The organism is Chitinophaga sp. XS-30 (assembly GCF_008086345.1).
Classification (GTDB): domain Bacteria; phylum Bacteroidota; class Bacteroidia; order Chitinophagales; family Chitinophagaceae; genus Chitinophaga.
Genome location: NZ_CP043006.1, coordinates 4,399,078 through 4,417,517, shown reverse-complemented (window position 1 = coordinate 4,417,517; position 18,440 = coordinate 4,399,078). Strand labels below are relative to the sequence as shown.

At 52.3% G+C, this 18,440-nt stretch carries 19 protein-coding genes; 4 read left to right on the top strand and 15 right to left on the bottom strand.

The window, feature by feature from the left end; genetic code table 11:
- The 7 genes from mnhG to FW415_RS17915 are packed head-to-tail and all read right to left on the bottom strand — an operon-like array spanning position 1 to position 5,767.
- On the bottom strand, positions 1-420 hold the full coding sequence (gene mnhG, locus FW415_RS17945) for a monovalent cation/H(+) antiporter subunit G (RefSeq protein ID WP_148387835.1): 420 nt from the start codon (positions 418-420) through the stop codon (positions 1-3).
- Positions 417-689, bottom strand: a complete 273-nt coding sequence (locus FW415_RS17940) for a cation:proton antiporter (protein ID WP_148387833.1) — start codon at positions 687-689, stop codon at positions 417-419. The genes mnhG and FW415_RS17940 overlap by 4 nt, the downstream gene beginning before the upstream one ends.
- Positions 686-1,144, bottom strand: a complete 459-nt coding sequence (locus FW415_RS17935) for a Na+/H+ antiporter subunit E (protein WP_210420726.1) — start codon at positions 1,142-1,144, stop codon at positions 686-688. Before FW415_RS17935 ends, FW415_RS17940 begins: the two co-directional genes overlap by 4 nt.
- Before the next feature lie 27 nt (positions 1,145-1,171).
- The gene (locus FW415_RS17930; protein ID WP_148387830.1) at positions 1,172-2,692 is read right to left on the bottom strand and encodes a proton-conducting transporter membrane subunit; all 1,521 of its coding nucleotides are present in this window, start codon (positions 2,690-2,692) and stop codon (positions 1,172-1,174) included.
- Entirely contained in the window at positions 2,689-3,042 is a 354-nt protein-coding gene (locus FW415_RS17925; RefSeq protein ID WP_148387828.1) for a Na+/H+ antiporter subunit C, read from the bottom strand. Before FW415_RS17925 ends, FW415_RS17930 begins: the two co-directional genes overlap by 4 nt.
- Before the next feature lies 1 nt (position 3,043).
- Positions 3,044-3,457, bottom strand: coding sequence for a Na+/H+ antiporter subunit B (locus FW415_RS17920; protein ID WP_148387826.1), 414 nt, complete (start codon positions 3,455-3,457; stop codon positions 3,044-3,046).
- 3 nt (positions 3,458-3,460) lie between these two features.
- On the bottom strand, positions 3,461-5,767 hold the full coding sequence (locus tag FW415_RS17915; protein ID WP_148387824.1) for a putative monovalent cation/H+ antiporter subunit A: 2,307 nt from the start codon (positions 5,765-5,767) through the stop codon (positions 3,461-3,463).
- 217 nt (positions 5,768-5,984) lie between these two features.
- Here FW415_RS17915 and FW415_RS17910 point away from each other — a divergent pair, with 217 nt between their 5' ends.
- On the top strand, positions 5,985-6,989 hold the full coding sequence (locus tag FW415_RS17910; RefSeq protein ID WP_148387821.1) for a family 43 glycosylhydrolase: 1,005 nt from the start codon (positions 5,985-5,987) through the stop codon (positions 6,987-6,989).
- A gap of 66 nt (positions 6,990-7,055) precedes the next feature.
- On the opposite strand, the gene FW415_RS17905 is transcribed toward FW415_RS17910, so the two are convergent.
- From FW415_RS17905 to FW415_RS17870, 8 genes are all read right to left on the bottom strand, one after another.
- Positions 7,056-7,718, bottom strand: coding sequence for an SGNH/GDSL hydrolase family protein (locus tag FW415_RS17905; protein ID WP_148387819.1), 663 nt, complete (start codon positions 7,716-7,718; stop codon positions 7,056-7,058).
- Positions 7,719-7,773: 55 nt separating this feature from the next.
- A complete protein-coding gene (locus tag FW415_RS17900; protein ID WP_168208871.1) occupies positions 7,774-9,042 on the bottom strand; it encodes a serine hydrolase in 1,269 nt (422 codons plus the stop codon).
- A 40-nt stretch (positions 9,043-9,082) separates the two neighbouring features.
- Entirely contained in the window at positions 9,083-9,877 is a 795-nt protein-coding gene (locus tag FW415_RS17895) for an SDR family NAD(P)-dependent oxidoreductase (RefSeq protein ID WP_148387814.1), read from the bottom strand.
- A 95-nt stretch (positions 9,878-9,972) separates the two neighbouring features.
- Complete coding sequence (locus FW415_RS17890) at positions 9,973-11,115, bottom strand: hypothetical protein (protein WP_148387811.1); 1,143 nt, start codon at positions 11,113-11,115, stop codon at positions 9,973-9,975.
- Positions 11,112-12,080: a DUF2157 domain-containing protein gene (locus tag FW415_RS17885; protein WP_148387809.1), complete on the bottom strand. Its 969-nt coding sequence runs from the start codon at positions 12,078-12,080 to the stop codon at positions 11,112-11,114. Before FW415_RS17885 ends, FW415_RS17890 begins: the two co-directional genes overlap by 4 nt.
- Before the next feature lie 2 nt (positions 12,081-12,082).
- Positions 12,083-12,940: a pirin family protein gene (locus FW415_RS17880; protein ID WP_148387807.1), complete on the bottom strand. Its 858-nt coding sequence runs from the start codon at positions 12,938-12,940 to the stop codon at positions 12,083-12,085.
- Between the two features lie 63 nt (positions 12,941-13,003).
- Positions 13,004-14,194, bottom strand: a complete 1,191-nt coding sequence (locus FW415_RS17875; RefSeq protein ID WP_148387805.1) for a DUF1624 domain-containing protein — start codon at positions 14,192-14,194, stop codon at positions 13,004-13,006.
- Between the two features lie 103 nt (positions 14,195-14,297).
- Complete coding sequence (locus tag FW415_RS17870) at positions 14,298-14,762, bottom strand: DinB family protein (protein ID WP_148387802.1); 465 nt, start codon at positions 14,760-14,762, stop codon at positions 14,298-14,300.
- A gap of 103 nt (positions 14,763-14,865) precedes the next feature.
- On the opposite strand from FW415_RS17870, the gene FW415_RS17865 reads away from it, so the two are divergent.
- The 3 genes from FW415_RS17865 (at position 14,866) to FW415_RS17855 (ending at position 18,437) form a co-directional block, all read left to right on the top strand.
- The gene (locus FW415_RS17865; RefSeq protein ID WP_148387800.1) at positions 14,866-16,503 is read left to right on the top strand and encodes an acyl-CoA carboxylase subunit beta; all 1,638 of its coding nucleotides are present in this window, start codon (positions 14,866-14,868) and stop codon (positions 16,501-16,503) included.
- 218 nt (positions 16,504-16,721) lie between these two features.
- Positions 16,722-17,186 carry a ribonuclease HI gene (gene rnhA, locus FW415_RS17860; RefSeq protein WP_246858793.1) on the top strand — a complete coding sequence of 155 codons (465 nt, stop codon included), beginning with the start codon at positions 16,722-16,724 and terminating at the stop codon, positions 17,184-17,186.
- A 99-nt stretch (positions 17,187-17,285) separates the two neighbouring features.
- Positions 17,286-18,437, top strand: coding sequence for an HlyD family secretion protein (locus FW415_RS17855; protein ID WP_148387798.1), 1,152 nt, complete (start codon positions 17,286-17,288; stop codon positions 18,435-18,437).
- Positions 18,438-18,440: the final 3 nt, after the last annotated feature.

Genomic DNA, 18,440 nt, shown 5'->3' with positions numbered 1-18,440 from the left:
CTAAACGTCAGGTTGCTGTTCAGGTCCGGGATGGTCCTCGCTGCCGGGGTTATTCCGCCCGGGCGTGTCGCGGCTTTCGAGGCCGTGTGTGGTACGATCATATTTTCCCTTCAGTTCGTCCAGCACCGATCCCTTCCAGAGCTTTACCCCGATGAAATGTGCCGCCCTGCTGATCATATGCCCGGCCACCGGTGTGGTCAGCAGCAGGAAGAATACGATGGCGATGGCCTTGGTATTCACGGAAATATCACCGAAAAATACCGCCGCTGCAGCCAGCAGCAGGCCAATGCCCAAAGTGGCCGCTTTGATGGTGACGGAAAGGCGCAGGTAAAAATCAGGCATCCGTACGATCCCGATTGCGGCGATGAGGATCACCAGGGAAGCGATCGTACACAGCGTCATGATGATGATATCGTTCATTTCTCCTCCTTTTTTTCAAGATAATAGGAAAAAGCCACCGTGCCCAGGAATGCGATCAGCGCCAGTATCATCGCATCATCAAGGAAAGTGGACTGGCTTGTGAAAATACTGTAAACGGTAATAATGCCGATGCCGATGCTGATCAGCAGGTCCAGCGCAATGACCCTGTCCGCGATGCTTGGTCCCTTGAAGAAACGGAACGCCACCAGCACGATCGAAAGACAGAGTATTGGCATGATCACATAAAAAAGATAGTCGTTCAGGCTCATCGTAAAATGTCTAAAAGTTTTTTCTCCATCCCGTTCTTGATATGTCGGATAAAATCCTCCCTGTCGGTCAGGTACATAACATGGATGTACACCACTTTCTTGTCGTCGCTCACATCCAGTATCAGTGTGCCGGGCGTCAGCGATATCAGGTTGGTGAAGATGGTGATCTCCAGATCGGATTTTGCATCCATCGGATACTTTACAATTCCCGGTTTCATGAAGTACCGGGGGGTGACTACGTCATACGCTACCTGGATATTTGCCTTCAGAAACTCGTACAGGAAATACAATATAAAAATGATTACGGCCGGAACCCGGCTGTAATACCGTTTTCCATCGTTTTCCTGCACCACGATCCAGAGTATCAGGTAACTCAGTACGAAACCGAGTACAAAATTAAAGAACATCAGCTGCCCTGTGAGCGCCACCCATATAAAGGTCAACATGATATTCATTAAAAACTGCTTGACCATAATCCACTGTTAGAAGTTAATGATTTCACGCCCCAGCACTGCTTTGATGTAGGGCGCCGTGTCTTTCAGATCTGTTGCAATGCGTTGGGAGAGGATCATGATATGCTCCGCTCCGAAGCCGATGTACAGCGATATCGCCGCAAGAAATATCACCGGTGCCACGAGGAGCGAACGCTTATACCAGGGCATTTCCGCAAAGTCGTCCGTTACCGCGGCTTCCGTAGCAGGCTTCTTTCTCCAGAATGCATCCGCCCATAAACGGGCGATCACGAACAGCGTAATAAAGCTGGCGATGATCATGGCCGTGAGCAGATACCAGTTGCCGGTAGCAAAACTGGCCTGGAACAGATAGATTTTGGGCCAGAAACCGGACAGCGGCGGTATGCCCACCATGGAGAACAATACCACGGCAATCAGCAGTGAAAGCTTGGGATAGTCCGCATACAACCCTCCCAGTTTTTCCATATTGTTGGTGCCGCTGATCTTGTAGATCAGTCCGGCCGCAAGGAACATGTTGGTTTTAACGATAATGTCGTGAATAAGGTAGAAAACCGTACCGGCCAGCGCCACATCGGTATGCATGCCCAGCCCGCCCAGCAGAAAGCCGATATGGCAGACGATCAGGTAGGAGAACATTTTGCGGATGTTACGTTTGATGAACGCTCCGAATGCTCCCGTCAGCAGTGTGGCTGCAGCAATGATGGTAAACATGGTTGCGGTAAATTCATCCGGGATGAAGATCAGCGTGAATACCCTCAATAGCGCGTATATGCCTACCTTGGTCAACAGTCCGCCGAAAATCGCTGCTATGGCCGATGGCGGGGTATGATAGGAAGACGGTAGCCAGAAATATAAAGGGAATACGGCAGATTTGATGCCGAAGCCCAGGAAGAACAGGAGGCCGGTGATGTTCACAAGACCGCGGTTGTCTATCTTCGCCAGCTTCAGCGAAAGGTCAGCCATATTGAGACTGCCCGTAAGGCCGTACAAGATCGCAATGGCGGTAAGGAACATCACGGAAGCCAGGAGGTTCAGGGTAACATATTTGATAGCGCCTTCTATCTGCGGCTTTCTGCCGCCCAGTGTCATCAGCACAAAGGAAGAGATGATCACTACTTCGAACCAGACGTAGAGGTTGAAGATATCGCCGGTCAGGAAAGCGCCGTTCAGCCCCAGCAGCAGGAAATGAAAGATGGGAAAATAGCCGTATTGTATGCGGTGGCGGCTAATGCCCACGGTTGAATATATGCTTGCCGCCAGCCCGGCAATACCGGCCAGCAATATCATGGTGCTGCTGAAAACGTCCGCAACAAAAGTGATCCCGAAGGGCGCCTGCCAGTCGCCGGCCTGCATGGTGAGAAAGCCGCTGCGCCATGTTTTGACGAATAACCCGATGCTGAGGCCAAGAATGAGCAGATTTCCCGCAACACTGATGATCTGCTGTATCCTTACCTTACGCCAGAAAAATATCAGCAGGATAGCTGTAAAGAGATGTGAGAGGACGGGTAGTATAATGCTGTTGTCTGTCATATGTCTGTATCCGGTGTGTTGAGATCGTTCATGTCATCTGTTTCAATTAATACATACACTCTTTTCAGCAATACAATGGCAAAGGCCTGCAGGCCGAAACTGATCACGATAGCGGTGAGGATCAGCGCCTGGGGAATAGGATCGGCATAGACGCCGCTCAGTATTTTTTCACTGTCTCCAATGATGGGCGGTTTGCCCATGGTAATGCCTCCGAGCACGAAGATCAGCATATTGGCACCATTGCCCAGCAGTATCAGCCCGATCAGCAGTTTAACCATGCTGCGCCGCAGCATCATGAAGATGCCGGTAGCATACAGTACGCCGATCAGTATAATCAGTAATAACTCCATACTACAGGATGTTTTCCGAGATATTGAAAAGGATGGTCAGCGTAATGCCGATCACCACAAAGAATACCCCGATGTCAAAGAATAAAGGTGTGCCAACCAGGCCTACAATAAGCACCGGTGTGTCAAACCACAAGGCCGTCAGGAAGGGCTTGCCCACGAACACCGGCGCCAGGCCGCTCAGGAAGCCAATGGCCAGCCCCACCGGAATAAATGATCCCGGAGGAAACCGCAGCAGCTTTCGCGTATTTTCCAGTTTATTCGCAAACGCATGCAGCACAAAAGCTATGGATGCCATCAATCCGCCTACGAACCCGCCTCCCGGGGAGTAGTGCCCCCGCAGCAGGATGAATACGGAGAATAACAGCAGCAATGGCAGCAGGTAGTTGGAAGCTGTTCTTAAAATGACACTTTTCATACGCTATTCTTTTTCTGTTGAGCTGACCCTTAATTTCAGCAGACTGTACACCCCCAGTGCGGCAATGACCAGCACGGTGATCTCTATCAATGTATCAAAGCCCCGGAAGTCCACCAGCATTACATTCACCACATTCTTTCCCTTGGCCAGCAAATAGGCATTCTCTGCATAGTACCGGCTGGTTTCCTTGTTGGTGGGTTCGTTCATCACTTCCAGCGCAATGATGGCGATCAGGGAACCGAATATGATGGACACGATGCTGTCCCGCACCACAACCCTCGTGTCATTGATGCGCAGGAAACGCGGCAACCGGAAAAGCACCAGTACAAACAGCACGACCGTTAATGTGTCGATGGTGAATTGCGTCATGGCAAGGTCCGGCGCACTGTAGATCACGAACAGCAGGCATATGCAATAGCCGACAATGCTCATGGAGGCCACGGCTGTAATGCGGGAGGAAGTGGAGATCGTTTTCCAGATTGCGGCAATGATGATGCAGAAGATGGTTACATCGTACATGGTGATCCGGGAAAGATTGCTGAGGTCCAGATAGATATTCACCCCGGTGATCAGCTTATAGCCAAGCAGGCCGCTCATGAATATGACAATGACATTGACATAGGAACGCAGATACCCGTTGTGCAGCTTGTTGGTGTACCAGTGGCTGAAAACGTCAAACTTCCCGGCGCTTTTCAATAACAATGTTTCCGGGCTGATGAAATCATACCGTTGCAGCGCCTGCTGCCTGCGGGCCGAAGGTTGCCGGTAATAGTACAATCCAATGCCGCCGGCGAGCGTAATGCCGCTGAGTAGCAAGATGGTGTTGAAACCGTGCCATATTTTCAACGGGGTGACGGCTGCACCGGGCGACAGCGCCTGCACGACCGGTTGCACCAGGGAAGTATCCGTCAGCGCGGGAATGATGCCATAGGCCAGCCCAAGTACCGCCAGCAGCAGCGGAGGCGCCCAGAGACGCATGTCCGGCAGGTGAACCGCTTTGAAGGCTTCCGGAAGATCGCCGCTGAAAGGTTTGATGCCGGCAAGAAAACCTGCGTACAGCAGTAGTATATTGGTCAGTACAGCGGCAGCGGTCAACCATATGTTGAGCGTGCCTGCATGCAATGTGGTCTCATAAATCAGGTCTTTTCCAATAAAACCGAAGGTCCCCGGCAGCCCGGCGCTTGACAAAGCTGCCAGCAAACCGGCGATGGCCACCGGCATCATCACTTTACGCAAGCCGCTTAGTTGTGTAACATCCCGGGTACCGGTCTCATGGTCCAGTATCCCGGCCGTGAGGAACAGGGCCGCTTTGTACAGGGCATGCACAATGATAAATACGGCAACGGCCAGCATGGCTTGTTCGCTGCCTGCGCCCAGCAGGAACACAAGCATGCCCAGTGCGGAAATGGTGGAATAGGCAAGGATGCCTTTAAGATCGGTACGGAATATGGCATGAAAGGCGCTGTATAACATGGTGATACCGCCGGTGATCAGCAACGTGTTGTTCCAGGCAGGATGGGAGCCAAGCACGGGTGTGAAGCGGGCCAGCAGATAAATACCGGCCTTCACCATGGTTGCAGAATGCAGGTAGGCGGAAACAGGCGTAGGGGCCTTCATAGCGCCCGGCAGCCAGAAATGAAAAGGGAACTGCGCGGATTTGGTGAAAGCGCCGGCGAACAGCAACACCAATATCCATCCATAGGCGGCGTTTTCCTTCAGCACTGCGGATGAAGTCAGCATTTCCCGGATGGAATAGGTATGGCTGATGCTGCCGAGCAGGATAAAGCCCGCCATCAGCAGAAACCCGCCACCGCCGGTAATGGCCAGCGCCATGATGGAACTCTTCCGGGATGCGGGATCATCGTTGTTGAAACCGATCAGGAAAAATGAGCTGATGCTGGTCAGTTCCCAGAATACAAACAGCAGGATCACATTGTCTGACAGCACGACCCCCAGCATGGCCGCCATGAATATGCAGAGATAACAGTAAAACCGGTCCAGGTAACGATGCCCCTTCAGGTAATAAGATGCATAAAAGAACACGAGCGCCCCGATCCCTGTGATCAGCAGGCTGAACAGCAGTGAGAGGCCGTCCACTTTGAAGTCCAGATTAATGCCCATGGACGGGATCCAGGGATAGCTGAATAACAGGGCATTGCCGTTCGCGATTTCCGGTAGCAGGAACAGGAAATAGGTGAACAGGCCAAGGGGAAGAAGGGTAACTGCCATAGCTGACTTTCCACGGACCTGTTTTCCGAAAAGCAGGATCAGTATCGCGAATATAAAACCGGAAAGTAGCGCAGGGAGCATCCAGAAAGGTTTTGGTGAACCCTCAATATAGTAAAAGTCCGCCGGAAAACGGAGCGGCTACGGGAAAATATCACCGTCTGCTTCTGCCGTATAAATAAAACGCCCGTTTATAGCAACCCGGAGAGCACAGGCGGAAGAGGAGGTTGCACTGTTTGGCTTCCCCACCCGTTCGCAGCATCGGCATTGCATAAATAGGCCGGGATGTTTATATTGCGGGATGCAACGTCGATTATTATGCAGCCTTCTGCTGCTCGCAGGCCTCTGCGCACATGCCCAAAGTACCTTCACGAACCCTTTGCTGCCTTCGGGTGCCGACCCTTTCTCCTTTTATAAGGATGGATATTATTACTACACCCATACCAACGGGCGCAGCATAGAGCTCTGGAAAACCGCCAGCCTGGCGGACCTGAAAACAGCCCCGCACAAAGTGGTGTACACCCCGCCGCGCGATTCCGCATTCGGGAAAGAAGTCTGGGCGCCGGAAATACATTTCCTGCGCGGCAAATGGTATGTGTATTTTGCGGCCGATGACGGGAACAACCATAACCATCGCATGTATGTGATCGAAAATGATTCGCCGGACCCGCTGGAAGGTACATGGACCTTCAAAGGCAAAGTAGCTGCCGCTACAGACAAATGGGCGATTGACGGAAATGTGTTCGAATACCGCAGGCAGCTGTACATGATCTGGTCCGGCTGGGAGGGAGATGTGAATACCAGCCAGAATATCTATATCGCTAAAATGAAAAACCCCTGGACCATTGAAGGCGAAAGGGTAATGATATCCGCACCCACGCATGAATGGGAAAAAAGCGGCCAGAAAGTGATCGTGAACGAGGGGCCGCAGGCCCTGATGAACGGGAAGAAACTGTTCATCGTGTTCTCCGCAAGTGGCTGCTGGACGGATTTCTATGCCCTGGGGCTGCTTACTTTCACCGGCGGAAAGAACCTGCTGCATGCTTCCGCCTGGAAAAAAACACCGCAGCCGCTGTTCCGCTCATCAAAAGAAAACGGCGTGTATGCACCCGGACATAATTCCTTTTTCCAGTCTCCCAACGGTAAGGAAAACTGGATATTATACCATGCCAATGCCAATCCCGGAGACGGTTGCGGAGGAAAACGCTCACCGCGCATGCAGTCATTCACCTGGAAAAAAGACGGTACGCCCGATTTCGGGGTGCCGGTAAAAACAGGTGAAGTGCTGGCAATACCGGCGAAGTGAACATTGCTTCCCGCAGCCGGTAATCAAACCCGCTGCGGGACCTGTGGGTGAATAACTTGCCCCGGACTACAATGTCCGGATAGCTTCCCACATCGTAGCAGCCACCTGTGCATTCCCTTCCTTGTTCAGGTGAACACCATCGGAAGTCAGTATGCCTTTCTCTTTGTTTTCAGGATTATGGGCAGCATTATATTCAATGAATAATTTGCGGAGATCCACCAGCGGCAGCTTCAGCTCAGCAGCGATCTCGCGGATACCGGCGCTGTATTTGTCCAGATCCGCATCCTGCGCATTGCCGCCATCTTTCTTTTCACCGATCACAGCGGGCGTGCAAAGGATCACTTTGGCCTTTTGCGCCTGCAGTTTTTTGATCAGCGCACGGTAGAACTTCCCGAATTTATCATAGTCCGTACCGGTGCCGGAAGAAGTTTTGTGCCATACATCATTCACCCCGATGTAGATCACCACGATATCCGGCTTTTTAGCCAGCACATCCTCTTCCATCCGCAGGTAGAGGTCATACACCTTGTTGCCGCCAATGCCGGCGCCAATCAGCTCGTAGCTTTCCGCGCCGTCTTTGTGCTTCATCTGGCTGATATAACCCTCCGGCTGCACACCGGCCGCGGTTATGGAATCGCCGAAGAAGATCACCTTTTTCTTTTTGGCGGTGGTGTAGGATAACAATGCGAGTGTACTGCAGACCAGGAGCATCAGGGAAAATCGTTTCATATGGCAAATAAAATTTGCAGAAAATACGAAGAATGCCCGGATGATCAAACTCTTTTTACGGAACCAGCGCCTGGTACACCAATACTTTAAATTCTTCTCCTATGCTGAACCAGGGCGAAAGGTATTCCTGCGTGAACAATACGGCCACCAGCTCATTGGCCGGATCGGCCCATCCATGGGTGTTGAAAGCGCCGCCCCATCCGAATGCGCCGACGGCTGCGGGGGAAAGGTAATCGTTCTTTGCCGTTTCCAGGGCATAGCCGCCGAGGCTGAAGCCAAAGTCTTCCGGTTGCGGAGGATCAGGCGAGATCCGGACATCCGCTGTCAGCTGATTCGTAAGCATCAGCGCAGCTGTAGCCGGACTGATCAGCCGTTTGCCTTTGTACACGCCTTTGTTCATCATGAACTGCAGGAATCGCGCATAGTCGCCAATAGTAGCACTGAGGCCGGCGCCGCCCGAGAGGTAAGTGCCGCGCAGGGTAGGGAAAAGCGGATCAACACCTTCGTAAATTGGATGATCCACCTCCCGGAGTTGGTCATGCGCCGTTTCATACAGGGCGGCCAGCCGGTGATGCTTCTCTGCAGGCAGATGAAAATGGGTATCCTTCATCTCCAGCGGGTCGAAGATGCGCTGTTGCAGGAAGACATCCAGCGGCTGCCCGCTCCATATTTCAATGAGATATCCCAGAAGATCGGTATTCAGTCCGTATGTAAAAGCAGTGCCGGGATCATGCTGCAGGGGAAGTGTGGCCAGCAGCGCCATTTTTTCTTTGAGCGTGGATGCAGTAGTACCGATACCACTTGGCACACCTGCTTTCCGGTAAATTGCCTGCATGACGGGATCGCTGAATACCGCGGCGTATGCGATACCGGAGGTGTGCCGCAGCAGGTCGCGTATCCTGATCTCCCGGCTGGCCGGGCGGGTGGTGTAACTGCTGTCACGCTCGTTGAAGGTAGCCAGTACCTGCGGTTGGGCGAATGCAGGGAGGTATCTGGACAGGGGATCGTCCAGCAGGAACTTCCCTTCCTCCCACAGCATCATGGCCGCCAGGCTGGTAATGGCTTTGCTTTGTGAAGCGATGCGGAAGATGTCCTGTTGCTGCATCCGTCTGCCGGATGCCGGGTCCGCATAACCGAATTGTTTATTATAGATGATCCTGCCATGGTGGATGACCAGTGCGGAAGCGCCGGGGATATGTTGGGCGCGCATATGACGAAGGATCATGCTGTCGATCCTTGACAGCCGCTCCTGTGCGGCGGCGGATGAGGTCATGAGCAGGCACACCGCTCCCGTCAGGAGCAGCGCCTTTAATTTGATGTACATGATGTAAAGTGTTGGCCCGCATAGCGGGAAGGATGGGAAATCAGTAGATGGACCGTACCAGGCCTCCGTCTGCCCGCAGCGCAGCGCCATTGGTGGCAGCGGAAAGCGGGCTTGCCAGATAGGCCGCGAGGTTCGCGATCTCCGAAACGTCCGCAAACCGCTGGATGAGGGAGGACGGGCGCATAGTCTTGAAGAAGTCCGTTTCAGCTTCTGCCGGTGTGATATTTTGTTTTTCGGCCAGCTGGCGCACAAATTCATCTACGCCTTCCGATTTGGTAGGACCGGGCAGTAAACTGTTAACGGTAACGGCTGTATTTTTTGTCAGTTCGGCAAGACCTCTGCTCACCGCCAGCTGCGCTGTTTTGGTCATGCCATAGTGTATCATTTCATCAGGCGTCATGATGGCGGATTCACTGGAAATGAAAATGATCCTTCCCCGGTTCCGGGCAAGCATTTTCGGGAAATAGTGCCGGGAAAGCCGTACCCCGCTCAGTACATTGATCTCGAAGAAACGCATCCATTCTTCATCGGTGATCTCCGCAAAAGGTTTCGGCTCAAAGATCCCGGCGTTATTGATGAGAATATCCACTTCCGGTACTTTTTCCAGCAGGGCGGTTACTTCCTCTGCTTTCGCAAAATCAGCGGCCACGCCGGAAATATCAGCGCCCGGTACGGCCTTTTGGAGTTTTGCTATCGACTCGTTGATCCTGGCTTCGGTCCGGCCGTTAATGATGACCGCAGCGCCTTCTTCCAGCAGCCTTTTCGCGATCGCAAACCCGATGCCCTGTGTTGATCCGCTTACAAGAGCGGTCTTTCCTTTTAATTGAAGGTCCATGTTCGTCGTTTTATTTTGTCAGCACAAATGTCCTTACAATTCAGGTATAAATAATATAGGATAATTTACCTCTTGGTATTAGAATAATGATAGGATCAAAAATCTCCGCCTGCACCGGCCCCGCCTCCGGTACCACCGCCAAACCTGAAACCTTTCGGCGGTTGTGGAGCGTCCTGCAGGGTTTCGGCGATCACCAGCGATTCTATCTGTAGTTTTTCAATGGCTTCCGGTTCATCGTCACTTTCCTTTGTAAAGCCTTGTTTCGGCTCGCGGAGATAACGGGTGAGATACCATGCCACCGCGATCATGGCGGCCCCGCCAGATACCATCGCCAACTCAGGAGAAAGTATCTGATGATAGTGGCGTATCGTAAAAGCGGCCACTGCCATGAGCAGCAACCCTGTTCTCAGCAGCATCGCATTTTTACGCCGGATACCAAGATAAAGATAGATCACCGGAATGGCCGCGGTAAATAGCCAGAACAGCCATTCCAGCCTCATTTCCATTCCAAACATCGCGGAGCCAAGCTCCCTGACCACGAAATAATTGCCTCCGGCATACAGCATGATCAATGCGAGAAGGGATAATAGTTCCAGGCAGGGAAAGTAATGCCGGAATCGCTGCTGTTTCAGCAGCCTGGCGGATGCCAGGTACACCATGAGGGAAAGGCCCATAATGAAAAAAGGAACGAACGCCTGGGCTGTGCTGCCAAGCCGGACGGCGGTATAAAGCACCATTCCGGTCAACCCGATGAACGCCGCCGCGCCGGTCAGCATATTCACGAAACGCAGCGTAAAACAAGTGCCGGTGAGCAGCACGAGCAGATATATCCATATTTCGTCAAGATCCAGCTCGGTGGCGGCCAGAAAACCGGTAATGAAGTATATGCCGCTCAGCCAGATCAGCGCATCATCCACGCCGGACCTAAAATGATGCTTGTGCTGCACGAACATTTCCAGCATCGCATAATAAACGATGGAAAAAAAGAAGATCAGCATTGTTAGTACGTCCTCGTCGTGCGTGCCGGCCAGGAAAAGCCCGAAAGCGCCGAGCGCCGCTACTATTGTGCCGATGAAAAGCCCGATGCGGATGAACGGGTTCGGGGTGTAAAGCTTTACGGGGTAAGCCGCCCGCACCGCCCGCCGTTCTTCTTCGGTGATGCATTTTTTTTGCCATGCCGCATCCACATCCCGCAGTATCAGCCGATTGTCGAGGTCTTTCCTGTTATATGCGATCATTTGTGACGGAGCTTTTGGTTTAAACGGATCAGCAGCAGAATTACACTGACGGAGGAGGTCAGGAAATATAACATGCAGATGGTAAAGTACCCTTCTACCGGTTCGAAGAGCCGCAATACGAGATAGCTAAGGCCGGTGTAGGCATACAACACCATGATCAGCATAAAGTAGAACGAACGGTAACGCAGCGCCTGAAAGTACACGAAGGCACAAACACCCGCCAGCACAGCAGACCAGAGGGCCATACTGCGTTCAAACGAGAACAGGGCGGACAGCACGGCAATAAAAAGAATATGCGTCCCGAAGTTGCTGTAAGTAAATGCAAAGTGTTTTTTTAATGATCTGTATTCGCTGATAAATGCTGCCGCCAACAGTATCACACCAAGCAGCATCCCGGTGTATATCAGGCGCTCACTGGAGAAATCGTTCTGTGAAAAGATGCGGTAGGGCGTGATAGCCACTCCCATCCAGGCGGCAAAGTTCGTGATGCCGAGGCTGAGCACGCCCAGGTGGTCATAATAATAGGCGCTGAATAACAGTACCACCATCGGGATGAAAGTGGCGGCCCCGTACCGGGTACCGAATACTTCGTATTGCGCCTGCAGGTAGGTGATAAAGGTCACGAACAGCAGGCATCCCAGCAATATGGCGTAGTCCGCAAAGGCATGCGGGGAGTATGTTTTCGTCCAGCTAAAAGGTTGCCTGTGCCGGTTGCTGTAGTAAAAACTGCCCATACAGAGGAGGGCTATGGCAAACAGTATGACCTGATGGCCGATGGTATCGATATTTTCATACACCAGGACGCCCAGTCCGCCGCTAAGCAGCAGTACGCCGAGGTACAACATGGTTTTCAACTCCCAGTGCACCGAAAAAAGCTTTCTGCCGGCAGCGGTCTTTACTTTTTCGAGGGAACCGGCGGAGATCAGTTCCTCTTCCGCCAGTTTTTCAAACAAAGGTATATTCATGATCAGTATTCAAGCGTTCCGAACACCCCGTTCCTGTAATCCGCCATTGCCTGTTCCACTTCTTCGGGGGTATTCATAACAAAATTATCTTTCGCGGCCACCGGTTCATCGATCGGTTCGGCGGAAAGGTACAGGATAGCCGAATCTTCATTTGCAGTGATAACGATCTCGTCATGCTCTTTCTCAAACACCACCAGCTGATGCATTTGCGCCGTTTCCTGTCCATTCACGAGGAAGCTCCCTTTGGACACGTACAGCAATGCCTGATAGCCGGGAGTGGCCGTTATGCTCACGGTTTTTCCTTTTTCGATGGCGCCGTTGATGGCGATCACAGGGGTAAAGCTTTTCATCGGGCTTCTCTTGCCTTCGTATTCGCCGCTGGCCAGCCGCAGCTCCACACCATCCTGTTCCAGTACTCTGGGTAATTGCTCTTTGGAGGCGGACTGGTAGTAAGGTTCATCCCATTTGTGGGCTTTCGGCACATTCACCCATATCTGTATCATCTCTTGTACGCCGCCTTTTTCCAGTATTTCTTTGGTGGGGCCTTCGCTGTGCAGCAGTCCTTTTCCCGCGAACATCCATTGAATGCCGCCCGCTTCTATGGTGCCGGAATGTCCGGCATTGTCCATATGATATCCCGCGCCCTGAATGAAAAAAGACACCGGGGAGAAGCCGCGGTGCGGGTGCGGGTGAATGCGCATCGCCGATCCCGCGGGAATGGTTTCCGGGCCGATGTGATGCAGCACGATGAAGGGATTGGCAAATCTGAAGTCTTTATGGGGTAGCGGTTGTATCACAGTTTCATCTTCGGTGATGCGTTTTTCCCTGCCCTGCAGGATGTGTTGGATAGCCTTTTTCATACAGTAACATTTAAAGATGGTACCCGGCAAATATAGCCAAAAAAGGTACGAGCTGAAGCTGCGTTAAAGATAGCTGAGCCACCAGTGCCGGTGCGTCCGTTTATAAGCCGCATATCGTTTGCACAAGGGATAAAGCAATGCTACGATGCCGATCCAGATGAGGTAAGCGACCCATAGCGGATAACCGAAAGTGGGTGGCCTGAAAAGGAAAAGCGTTTGCGGGCTTACAATATCATCCGCCCCGTAGCCGGAAGCAAAGAACAGGATCACGCAAAGCAGGTGAATGATATAGAAATGCAGGATGTAATAAAAGAAAGGTACGCTGCCATATACTTTAGCGACATCCATGGCCGCGCTTTTCCGGCCTTCCATCCAGGCGAGCAGCAAGAGGGCGGGGCCGATGGTGGCGCAGGTGTACAGCAGGGAAGGCGGATATTTCTGCACGTTCATGAAATCTCCGAGGGTGGCGACCCAGTGCGGATGGGTTTCCCAGGTGCCCGGATCGCCGTAGCCATTCAGCAGCCGTACGGCAATGAATACCGCAATCATCGATATACCGGCAACAACGAGTATCCGTTTCCGTTGTGCGGCGCTGACATCCGGCCGGAAGATCCGGCCCAGGCCATATCCGGCCAGCATAATGCCCAACCAGGGCAGGAAGGGATAGATGACGATGAACCCGTGCCCGGGCAAATACTCGAAAAAGGTGTAACGGGTCTGGTGCAGCAATTGCCATCCCAGGCCCGGCTGAAAGCCCGGTTTCGCTTCGATGTAATCCAGGAGATTATGGGAGCAGATGATCAGCACGCCCAGCCCGAGGATCGCCTGCCAGGGCAGGAATACTAACAGGGACAGGCATACGAAACATATCCCGATCGCCCATATCACCTGCAATATCATAACATTCATCATGGGGTTGAAGCTCAATGCGAAAGATACCAATGTGATCTCCACCAGGATGAGCCATAAGCCGCGTTTCAGCAGGAAACCGCTGATCTGCTTCGTGGTTTTTCTTTCCTGCATGAGGCACACGGAAAGGCCGGAGAGGAAGACGAACACCGGGGCGCAGAAGTGTGTGATCCACCGGGTGATGTACAGGAGGGGGAAAGTAGTGTCTACGTTGAGCGGGTCTTCCGTCATGGCCGGCTGATGAAAAAAGTCCCGCACATGGTCCAGTGCCATGAGTATCATAACCAGGCCTCTCAATACATCGATGGAGTAAATACGGTCACGGGAAACAGATAGTGGTTGCATGAAAGGGATATTGTATTATATTAGCATTCTGATGCCATCATCGGCACTTTTAACCATTTCCTATGACCCGGCGCCGCTGTCCAGCGGCGTCGCTATTTTTATCTCATTTCACCACATGCTTGCGCAGCAGTACGATCTGCCCCAGGTGATAGGCAATATGTTGCAGGACCCCCAGAATATAATAATATGCGTTATGCTGGGTTTCCGGGACGGTTGTGAACAGCTTTTCCTCCGGGAAGTTACGGATTGTTTCCACCATTTGCGTAATGGAGTGCTCCAGGCGGTGCAGTGTGGCCTGCCAGTTATTTTCCCCGTGGTTCTCGGGCAGATAGAAATCAGGAAGGTCGCCTTCCTGCTCGGGTTTTTCCCCTTTCAGCTTGCGGGTAACATTCAGATGCCAGAAAATAAGGTGATTGACCAACTCCCATATGTTGTGGGATTCCCCTGCGCGTACGGTCGCCTGTTCCGCGTCCGTTTCCTGCAGATGTTCCAGCAGCGTAACATCCAGCCAGGGCTGGCCATGATAGATATGCTGCAATGATTCCGATAATACAACTAATGTAGACATATAGCAAAGTTTTTTGGATACGGTTCACTACCTCATGATCCTTTTACAATTAGCAGGCCATTCCCTCATTTTCCCGTATTTTTAGCCAAATAAATACCACTTTATGGAGCAACAGCAACTGGAATTTAACAAAAATGAAGATATCATGCGCAGGTTGGTCAGCACCATGAAACAACGGCTGGCGGTGATCGAACAGGGCGGCGGTAAAAAAAGCATTGAAAAGCTGCGCCAGCGCGGCAAATTAACCCCCAGGGAGCGTATTGGCTACCTGATCGATAAAAATTCACATTTCCTGGAAATTGGCGCATTTGCCGCCTATGAAATGTATGCTGAACATGGTGGTTGCCCCGCCGCCGGAACGGTTGCGGGAATAGGTTATGTGAGCGGCCGCCAGTGCGTGATCGTGGCGAATGATATGACGGTGAAAGCCGGGGCCTGGTTCCCGCTTACCGGCAAAAAGAACCTGCGCCTGCAGGAAATAGCCATGGAGAATCATTTACCTGTCATCTACCTGGTAGACAGCGCCGGTGTATATCTGCCGATGCAGGACGAGATATTTCCCGATAAAGAGCATTTTGGCCGCATTTTCCGCAATAATGCCCGCATGAGTGCCATGGGCATCACCCAGATCGCTGCGGTGATGGGCAGCTGCGTAGCCGGCGGTGCATATCTGCCGGTGATGAGCGATGAAGTGCTGATGGTGGAAGGCAACGGCTCCATTTTCCTGGCCGGGCCCTACCTGGTAAAGGCTGCCATCGGCGAAGATGTGGATGCGGAAACCCTGGGCGGCGCCACCACGCATACCGAGATATCCGGCGTAGCCGATTATAAATTCAAAGATGACAAAGCCTGCCTTGACGGGATCAGGGACATCGTAGCGAGACTGGGGCATAAACCCCAGGCAGGTTTCGATCATATTACCCCCGTGGCGCCGCAGAAATCCCCGGAAGAATTATACGGCATCGTTCCGGCGGACAGTACCAAATCCTATGATGTCCGCGAGATCATTGAAAGACTGGTAGATGGTTCCGTATTTGACGAGTATAAGGAAGAATATGGGAAGACCATGCTCTGCGGGTATGCGCGCATCGAAGGATGGGCCGTTGGCATCGTGGCCAATCAGCGGAAAATGGTGAAGAACCGCAAAGGCGAAATGCAGATGGGCGGCGTGATCTATAATGACAGTGCGGACAAGGCCGCCCGTTTCATCATGAACTGCAATCAGAAAAAAATACCCCTGCTTTTTCTGCAGGATGTAACCGGGTTCATGGTGGGCAGCCGGAGCGAACATGCAGGCATCATCAAGGATGGCGCCAAGCTGGTTAATGCCGTCGCCAATTCCATCGTGCCCAAGATCACCATCATCACCGGTAATTCTTACGGCGCGGGCAATTACGCCATGTGCGGCAAAGCCTATGATCCCCGTTTCATCTTCGCCTGGCCGAATGCCAAGATCGCCGTAATGGGCGGAGAACAGGCCGCAAAAACACTGCTGCAGATACAGGTTGCCTCGCTCAAGGCCAGGGGAGAAACCATTTCTCCAGAAGTGGAAGCGAAGCTCCTGAAAGACATCACGGATAGATACAATGCGCAGACCACGCCGTATTATGCCGCAGCAAGGCTGTGGGTGGACGAGATCATTGACCCGGCGCAGACACGCCAGGTTGTAGCGGAATGCCTTAAAGCGGTCAATCAGGCGCCGGTGGAAGAGACGTTCAGCACCGGCGTTTTCCAGGTTTAGGTGCCTGATGCCATTATTGGGCGTTGTAAACAGCTTTCCCGTACTTGAAAAACGGTGGAACTGCGGGGAAAGCAGTCATGTCTCAACACCTGACGCTGCATCATTTTGGTATGGTGACGTCATCAGCTTATGCAAAACATGTAAATCGGTACAGAAAACCATTTTCACTTGGCACTTCGGAATTCTCCATTATTTTTGCAGCCTTAAACGAATTGGGATTGACAAATCAGCAACTGATCATTTATACAGATGGCGCTGCGCGAGGAAACCCGGGCAGAGGTGGATATGGTGTGGTATTGATTTGGGGGAAGGTGCGCAAGGAACTGTCACAGGGCTACCGGATGACCACGAATAACCGCATGGAACTGCTGGCGGTGATCGAGGCGCTGGAAGCGCTGACAAAAGAAGGCCTCTCCATCACTATTTATACGGACAGCCAGTATGTGGTCAATTCCGTTGAAAAGGGCTGGCTGTGGAACTGGATCAAAATAAATTTCAAGGATAAAAAGAACCGCGACCTCTGGGAACGTTTCGTTCCGCTCTATAAAAAACACCGCATCAAATTCCAGTGGGTGAAAGGCCATGCCACCAATCCGGAGAACAACCGCTGCGATGAGCTGGCCACCGCCGCTGCAGATGGCGGTTCCCTGCTGGTGGATGAAGGATATGAAAGAGGGGACTAATATCAGAAAAAATCGTAAATTACCTCGTCGTCTTTAAGCAATTGTTTTTAGCCCGTTTGAACCGTTAAGGCATCATTTTTCATAGAGAAAAATTTGCCCATGCCTCAACTATTTCCTGTGGAGGTCATTGAGCATTCTGCATTTACATGGCTGCCCCGTGTAAAGGTCAGAACGCAGGTGATCTATGCAACCGTCCTGCTCGCAGTGCTGCTCAGCCTGCTGGCCTTACCCTTTATCAAAGTGGATGTTTCCGTCAAATCCGCCGGCATCGTCAGGCCTGTAACGGAGAAGAACGAACTGCGCAGCCTCGTGGCCGGTACGATAGAAGAAGTGCTGGTGCAGGAAGGGCAATACGTCAAAAAAGACCAGCTGCTCCTGCGGCTGCAAGCCGATATCAGCAACAGCAAACTGATGCAGACCTCCTTTGAGCTGGATCAGCGGAATGCCTATATCAACGATCTTACCCGCCTCGCTGCCGGCGGTAGCGGTGGCGGACTGCAATCTGCCCTGTATCAGCAGCAATACAGCCGTTTTGTAGCTTCGCTGAACGAACAGCAGGCGACCATGCGCAAGCTGGAAAGCGACCTGAACATGTACCGGAAATTGTATGCCGATAAAGTGATTGCAGAGAAAGAGCTGCGGGATAAGGAATACGACTATGATAAAAGCGTGGCGATGTACCGCTCTGCCATACAGCAGCAGCGTAGCGCCTGGCAGGAAGAGCTGAGCCGTTACAGGATGGAGAGCAGCCGCCTGCAGGCCGATGCGGCACAACTGGAAAAGCAGAAGGAATGGAACCTGATCAAAGCCCCGGTAAGCGGCACGCTGCATCAGTTCAGCGGCAAATATGCCGGAGGTTTTGTGCAGGTAGGTGAACTGATGGGCATTATTTCGCCGGATTCCAATCTTGTTGCAGAATGCCTCGTTTCCCCCAAAGATATCGGTTACCTGCGTGCAGGCATGCCCGTTAAATTCCAGGTGGATGCCTTCAACTATAATGAGTGGGGCGTGGTAGACGGAACGGTGGAGCATGTGGATAATGATTTCACCCTGGTGAATGACCAGCCTGTTTTCAGGGTCCGCTGCCAGTTCGCCGGAACGGAAGTGCGCACCGCCGGCGGCATCAAAGGGAATATCAAGAAGGGCATGACACTGCAGGCCCGGTTCATTCTCACGAAACGCAGCCTTTTTCAACTGTTATATGATAGAACTGACGACTGGATCAATCCCAATACTTCCGGTAAAAACTAACCC